Annotated in this window: 1 pseudogene; it reads right to left on the bottom strand. The window is 67.2% G+C overall.

Annotated elements, in window-relative coordinates:
• Positions 1-795 (bottom strand): annotated as a pseudogene (locus tag G6018_RS17195) (hypothetical protein); the annotation flags it as partial.
• Positions 796-822 lie beyond the last annotated feature (27 nt).

Here is an 822-nt window from a genome sequence, read left to right on the forward strand (position 1 = left end):
GACCAGGGCGCCGAGGTGCCTCCCGTTGTCCAGGCTTGTCGCTGCGGCGACAAGCTCGGCGGTGACGATGTGTGCTTGTCGAGGTCGCTCTCGCTCTCTCACTCGTTGCGAGCGCCCGGAGGGCGCCGTCGCGCGCTTGCGCGCGTGTGTAGGGGAACATTCCCTACGGGGAGTTTTACTCCCCGTAGGACCCCTACGGGGTAGATACGAATTTGTGTGCCACCTGCGGGGAGTCGTCAGCGCCCATGTGGATGCAGCTCGAATCTGCACGCCGTCGTGGTGGACAGCGGCTTGGAATCGCTCCTCGACGGTTAGGTAACGGCCCCTCGCGACCTCGACCGCGAGCTCGAGCTCCGCAAGGGCGGCGCGTGCGTTGGAGACAACATCGTGGGAGAACGGCCGAGAACGGTCGGCCAGCTCGGCCGCAATACGGCCAATGGTCTCGTTGGATGCGGTGACACGACGGCCGGTATCCGCGTCGGCGAGGCGAGCACAGGCCCGTGCGACGAACAGGGCGGTGCGTGGGGAAACGCGCCACTTGCGGCACAGCTGCCGGCCACGAATGCACGCCAGCTCGGCCGCGGTGCCGGCAAGCCACTTGGTACGGGATTGCCACACCAGGGCCGGCTGTCGGCCGTCGAGGGCCCAGGAACGGCCGCGCTGGCCGCGAAGCTGGTTTTCTTTGTCGGCGTCTTCGATCCGCTTGCGAATCACGGCGCCGAGGTCGGGTTCTTCGGTGGTATCGAGGTCTGTTGGCGCCCCCTGCGACGCGCCCAGCTTCGGCATGCTGGACACGGCATTTGGGTGTGCGCTACCCTCGGA

It is taken from the genome of Dietzia sp. DQ11-44 (assembly GCF_014145205.1).
In the GTDB taxonomy this organism is placed as follows: Bacteria; Actinomycetota; Actinomycetes; order Mycobacteriales; family Mycobacteriaceae; genus Dietzia; species Dietzia natronolimnaea.